At 61.6% G+C, this 6,844-nt stretch carries 2 protein-coding genes; one reads left to right on the top strand and one right to left on the bottom strand.

What is annotated here, in order from left to right; all coding sequences use genetic code 11:
* Window positions 1-173: 173 nt before the first annotated feature.
* On the bottom strand, window positions 174-4,007 hold the full coding sequence (locus ABI_RS09865; RefSeq protein ID WP_040308775.1) for a glycosyltransferase: 3,834 nt from the start codon (window positions 4,005-4,007) through the stop codon (window positions 174-176).
* Between the two features lie 315 nt (window positions 4,008-4,322).
* On the opposite strand from ABI_RS09865, the gene ABI_RS09860 reads away from it, so the two are divergent.
* A partial coding sequence (locus ABI_RS09860; RefSeq protein WP_050808235.1) for a glycosyltransferase occupies window positions 4,323-6,844 on the top strand: 2,522 nt, incomplete at its 3' end.

The raw sequence follows: 6,844 nt of genomic DNA, 5'->3' as shown, positions 1-6,844 counted from the left end.
CGAGGCAAAGCCAATTGCCGGTGGTATAAGCGTAAAAATTAGAGCGGAATAAGTTTAGGTGGAAACTCATTCCGCTCCAAGCAATGACGAGGTCCCCCGCGCGGTGGCGGGCGGAAGCTCGCATGACCTGCGGCACGGCAAAACGAAAACGCCTAATGACAAAATTAAGCCTGTCAGGCGTTTGAACGAACGTCGTGTAAGAGCGCAACCAGGCCGTCGACGGCTTGCTCGACGCTGACCACGTCCGGCCTTCGCGGGCGGATGTCGGCAAGCGTCGGCCTGGCATTGAGCCGCTTCAGCAACGCACGTAGCGCCTTTTCGTCGTTGGCGGGCAAGACCCAGCCGTCGACGCCGTCCTCAACTCCCCGGGCAATATCCCCGCAGTCACTCACCAGGACGGGCAAGCCGGCGAAGCGCGCCTCACGCGTGACCAAGCCATAACTTTCCGGCCATATCGAGGGCGCAGCCAATATATCAAAGCGTGAGTAGAGTTCCTCGACCCGGTCCTGCGGAAATTTTCCCAGGGTCACGACACGACTGTCACCCAGCCTGTCCTCACGCTCAAAACCGTAGGGCTGGCCATGGTCGACAACGACAAGCTCGATATTGGACAATCCGCCCTTCAGGAGCGCCCGGCAGAGCAGGCCATAGCCCTTGTGCTCGGACCGGCCGCCAATAAAGCCCAGACGGACCTTGCCCTTGGGACGACGGCGCGCGCTTTGAATCTCAGTGGCGACCACACCGTTCTCATGGACTCCGACCTGGGAAAATCCGGCGCGATGATAAACCTCGGCGAAAGTCTCCGAGACCGCCACAACCTTGTCGCAAGCCCGCAGGACCGTTCCAAGTTCGCGGCGGCGGTTGCGGCGCATCGGCCAGGACATGCGTCGCGTTGTCGATCGCTCGATCTCGGTCCCGCCGGGTGTCGGAAGGAAAGGCTGTCCATTGTCATCGACCAGAAACTGGTGTTCCGACAACCACCAGCCATCATGAAGCGTGAGGACGATTGGCACACGCGCCGCCTGAAGCGCCACGGCGACTGACGCCGTGAGAATCTGAATGCTGTGCAGGTGGGCAATGTCAATCTTCCAGCGCCGTATCAGACTGGCCACCCGACGCTCGACTCGATCATCGAAGGCGTCGCCCCAGTCGCGCGCGGGACCATCGATCTGCGCCACCAGCACATTGCCGCACCAGAAGTAGTCACACTGGAAGTTGGAATTTTCATCGGGGTTGGCATTGGCGCACAACACGAAGATCTCGAACGCGTCACCATAGCGGCGCGCCAGATCCTCGACATAGGATTCCGCAATGCGGGTTGCACCACCGATCGACTGCGGCCAGAAGAAGGTGTTGACCACCAACAAACGCTGCTTTGGCCGGGAAGCGACCTGAGGCTGCGAGGAGGACAGGTTCAGCATTCCGCTTCGCGCCGTTTCCTGAGCCCAATAGGCGGTTGTATATCGTGTCTCGATCAGCCGCCTGGAACGCGTTACCAAATTCCGGCGCAGGTCGGCATCCGCGATCAGGCGTCCCAGGGCCGCTTCCCATTCCTCGGACGTCAGAGCAAACAGGGCATGCTGCCCATCTTTCAGAACGTCACGATAGTTTCGGGTCGGCGAGACGACCGAAGCAAGGCCTACCGCCGCAGCCTCAAACCATTTCAGTTCGCTCTTGGCATTCGTGGCTTCTGAAATGTCCAGCGGGGCAATGCTGATGTCATGATCGGCCATCAGGTCAAGGAAATCACCAAAGTCCAGACTGGGGTCCAGAAGGTCCAGCCGCTCGCGAACCTCATCGAACAGCGGCAGTTCCGGGAAGTGACCGACGAGGGCCAGGCGAGCCTGGGGGTAGGTTTTCAGAACGGCGACCAGGGCGGGAATAACAGTTTCGACAAAGTAGGTTTTGTGAGCCTTGGTGCCACTGCCGTAGAAAATACGCACGATACCGTCGTCCGCGGTCGCCTTCTGCTTTTCCTTTGCCTTACTGCGAAGGCCTGCCTGCTCAACGACGTAACCGGCGAAATTGCGGCGAAGATGAATAGGCTTCGGCGTACGCAGTATAGCTTTCACCTGGCGATGCAGAGGCTTGGTCGAAACAACGATCTCGTCCGCCGCATTCAGCGCTTCCTGGAACATGGCGCAGTCGAACGTCAGGTGCACATGCGTACCGCGGTCAATATTGCCCTCGTAGTCGGAGAGTGGCGGCGGGAAGTGAGCCTGGTCGAAGATGAGATCATCGATGTCATAGAGAATTTTCGTCCCCAGAGCGCGCATGGCGAACATCAGGGACAGAACGAATGGCGTCGCCGGCTGGCGCTGGAAGATCACCACGGACGCATCCGCGCAGATGTGCCGGGCATCGTCCGCAGACAGGGCGTTCAGATCGTGGATTTCATGATAGACGCCCATTTCATCCAGAAGATCAGACATCTGTTCCGCGCGATAGTGCCGCACCTGCCGCAGATAGGGACTGGTGAGAACAACGACTTTGTCGCGCAGCAGGCTTGGCCGTGGCGCATCTGACGACCGGTGCTTCAACCCTTCAGCTCTGGCAAAAATCGTCACCAGGCGCCGCAGGCCCTTCTGCCAGTTGTGGGCCTCGAACTGTTCGTCCCCGTCCAGCGCTGCGGCCTTGAAACCATCATAGATCCAGGTAAAGGCGCGCGTGGCACTTCTTTCAATGAGCCGGCTGATCGTGAGCCGATCCTGGTCAATGACACGATCCGAGGCGTCAATCCGGTCCAGAACGGCTTCAATTTCATCGAGCGTTCGAATGCCATCGCCTTCCGTAAGGGCAAGGCGTCCGCGGATATCGGCAAACAGGTAGGCCGTATCGCTCTCAAGTTCCTCAAGCCCCAATTCGCCCAGGGCTTCAACCAGTTCTGCGGTCGCACCGCGCTGGCTCAGTGCCCGGATCTTGAGACGGCGAGAACGACCTGTCTGTGCTGCGTCCATTGTCCGGTTCGCGACAATGGCAAGGGCCGTTTCCGCCAGCCCGCCCTCATAGAAGTCGGTGACACACGCTTCCGCCAGATCCAGCAACGCGTCGACCTCCCTCGCCTCACCGGCATGTTCGAGGTTCCCCAGGATTATCTCGGCGGGCGCGCGCAAGTGCTGTGCGAAAAGCTCGAACGCCTGACCACGTGAGGACGATACGCGAACCGCTGTTATCCCGCCGCGCAGCAAACTCAGCGCGAGCGGTGACTCGACCGCGATGGCACTTAGGGCCACGGCCAGGTGCACCGGCCACCAGTTGGCGACGATTCCGCCCGAACCCATGGCTTCCGCCAGATCGTCCTCCAGCGCCTTCGCCAGGGCAGCAGGATCAACCGCCTGAGCGTCAGAAGCGACGACCCGTGCCATAACGGCCGTAACCCGATGCAGGTCGGCATCTGAAAATGCCCGGTGCCCGACGATCGCCGATAACAGGCCAGCCGCCTCTGCAGACCATCCTCCGCGGGTCACGATAGAGAAACCCTGAACGAGGAAGCCGAGTTGATTGTCGTCGTCCAAGGCAAGCGCCTGACGCACCGAGGTGAGACTGGCGTCACACTCAAGCAGCATGTCTTCGGCTATCGCACGATGAAACCAGCCCCAGGAAAACAACGGCTCAGCGGTAGTAACCTGTTTAAGCCGCGTGAGGGCTGCAGCAGCGTCGCCCCGATCCAGTTCGTGCACGGCAAGGCGATATTGCGGCCAGTAGAAGTCGGGTTCACGCTGTGCCAGAACCCGCAGGAGACCCGCTTCGGCATCCGGCGCGCCGCCATCTCTGGCCTCCGCCGCCAGGTCGATCAGAACCTGCGCGTGATCGCGTGAAAAGGGCTCACTCACCGCAGCGTACAACATAAGGCCGACTGGCGTATCCGCACCATAATGCGTCTCGGAAATCCGGGCCAGGTCACTGCCTTCGGGCTGCATGTTCAGGACATCAGCCAGACGGTTGGCAATCCCCCCCAGTTGCGCCGCCTTAACGATGGAAGGATTTAGACCTGCCAATTCCGCCAAGAGCTGGTCGACGGCCTCCGTTATCCCTCGCGTCGGTTCTGGCCGTGCCGCCCGAAAAAACGGTACCCTTACATTTTGCAGTCGAGAGATAGCTTTGGCCTTGACCTCGCGCAGCCCCCTTACAACGGTATTCAACGCCATCGTCTCCTCTTAGCCATTTGATCTGGAGGGGCACTCCCGCCGCACTGCAGGCTCTTTCTTGCCCGGCCAGAGACGGCTTTTCAAGGTCCTACCTTACTGGCTTATACCTTGACGCGGCAACAATCCACCGCCATCAATGCGCCGAGGCGGCAGCGAGGCCGAATCTGGGTGATCATGCTGAATCTCGGAAAAGGCTACCTGTTGTCCGACACCGTCTGGGCGCTGCGCAAGGCGCGGCGCGACGGCTGGTCGGCGGCCGTCGATGCCTTCCGCGCCCTGCGCTACCTGCGCGGCGGTTCGCAACTCGACTACAGCTTTTATCAGTTGCAACTTTCGGGCACACCCCACGCCCGGCTGGACCCGGTGACCCACTATGTCATTTTCGGCGTCCAGGAAGGCTTCGACCCTGCGGCCGATTTCAGCACCGCCTTCTATCTTGAAGCCCATCGTGACGTTGCAAGTCGCGGTATCAATCCGTTCTTTCATTATCTGCGCGCCGGGGAACGTGAATGCCGCCGCATAGAGCCATCGACACGGCTGGGTGAGATTATCGGACGCTTGGACGGCGACGGCAGCCACCGTGGTCTCGGCAGCCCGGGCTTTGCGCCGGAGGAAGCCCACAAGCATCGCTGGCCGCTGAGGCGAGCCGCTGACCCCGGTAAGGTCAGGGCCGACGATGACGACGCCATCTACGACGGCCGGCCCGACGATCCGGTACTGGCCGAGGCCAGCCGCGGCACAGAGTTCCTAGATCGTGACATCGCAAGCGCCGTAGAGGCGCTGAATGCCCACCCGCCCCGGCCGACGGGAAAGCCCGATGTTTCCATCCTTATCCCAGTGTACGGCCAGTTGGCCTATACACTGAACTGTCTCGACGCCCTGCTGACGCACGGAAGTTGCCACAGCTTCGAGGTCATCGTCGCGGATGACGCGTCGCCCGACGACACGGCGCGATGGCTGAACCAGATCAACGGCATCCGCGCCATCAGCTACCCGAAGAACGAAGGCTTCGTCGCTACCTGCAACAAGGCGGCGGCCACAGCGAAGGGCCGCTATCTGGTCCTGCTCAACAACGACACCCGGGTCTGCGAGGGCTGGCTCGACCGGCTGATCGCCACGTTCGACGATTTCCCGACGGCGGGTCTGGCCGGTTCCAAACTCTTCTATCCCGACGGCAGCCTTCAGGAGGCGGGCGGCATCGTCTGGCGCGACGGTTCGGCTTGGAACTACGGACGCGACGACGATCCCAACCGGCCGCGCTACTGCCATGCCCGCGACGCCGACTATATGTCGGGCGCTGCTATCGCCCTGCCGCTCAAAGTCTGGCAGGAGATGGACGGCTTCGACAACACCTATCGCCCGGCCTATTACGAGGACACCGACCTCGCCTTTCGCCTGCGGGACAAGGGTTACCGGACCATCTACCAGCCTTTGTCGCGCGTCATTCACTACGAAGGCAAGACCTCGGGCACCGATGTGGCGAAGGGCGCCAAGGCTTATCAGGTCAGTAACGGCCGGACCTTTTTCACGCGCTGGCGACAGACCCTGCAGTACCACCGCGCCAATGGCACCCAGGTCTGGGCCGAGCGCGAACGCGTGGTGCAAAAGCGCGTCCTGATCATCGACATGACCAACCCAACCCCTGGCCAGGACGCCGGCTCCCAGGCGACGGTCAATCTGATACGTGCCTACCAGGACCTGGGCTACAAGGTCAGTTTCGTACCCGAGGACAATTTCCTGTATGAGCGCGACAAGGTCGAGGCCTTGCAGGCGATCGGCGTCGAGTGCCACTATGCGCCCTATGACACGTCGCTGGGGGGGCTGCTGGGACGCACAGGCATGGTGTACGACGTGGTTCAGTTGATCCGCGCCGACGTCGCCGCCAGGAACCTGAACCAGATCCAGCGCATGGCGCCGCGCGCCCGCATTCTGTTCCTCAATGCCGATCTGCATTACCTGCGCCTGGAACGCCAGGCCCTGGTTGAGAACAATCCTGCCCTGCTGGAAAGCGCCGCCGATTACCGCAAAAAGGAAATGCACCTGGCAGGCGCCTGTGACGCGGTTCTTGTGCACTCGACGGTCGAGGCCGAAATCCTCGGCGAAGCGGTGCCCGGTGCACGGGTCCATGTCCTGCCGTTGACAGAGACGGTACCGGACGCCGGCCCGCCTGGCGCCAGGCGCAAGGACGTCATGTTCCTGGGGGGCTATAATCACCCCCCCAATGTCGATGCTGCGATGTGGTTGCTGGATGAACTGTGGCCGAAGCTGGCAGAACACATGCCTGAGGCGCGCCTGCTTCTGGTCGGCTCCAATCCACCCGAAAGCCTGAAGGCGCGCGCCGCTGACCGGATCCTGGTCAGCGGGACTGTCCCCGACCTGAAACCATGGTTCGATCGGGCCCGCGTGTTCGTCGCGCCGCTGCGGTATGGCGCCGGCGCCAAGGGCAAGGTCCTGGCGGCCCTGGCCCACGGAGTGCCGGTCGTCGCGACGCCCGTCGCGGCCGAAGGGATGGCGCTTCAGGCCGGCAAAACGATTTTTCTGGCCGATACGGTGCAGGCACTTGTCGCCGAAACCCAGCGTCTCTATACCCTGCCCGCCCGCCGCTGGACGACCGTGTCGAAGGCGGGCCGCGCCCATATCGCCAAAGCGCACAGCTTTGAAGCGATGCGCGATGTACTTAAGGCAGCGTTGGATTA

The organism is Asticcacaulis biprosthecium C19, from assembly GCF_000204015.1.
GTDB lineage: Bacteria > Pseudomonadota > Alphaproteobacteria > Caulobacterales > Caulobacteraceae > Asticcacaulis > Asticcacaulis biprosthecius.
The sequence above is the reverse complement of the archived record's forward strand: the minus strand, read 5'-3'. Positions and strand labels throughout refer to the sequence as shown.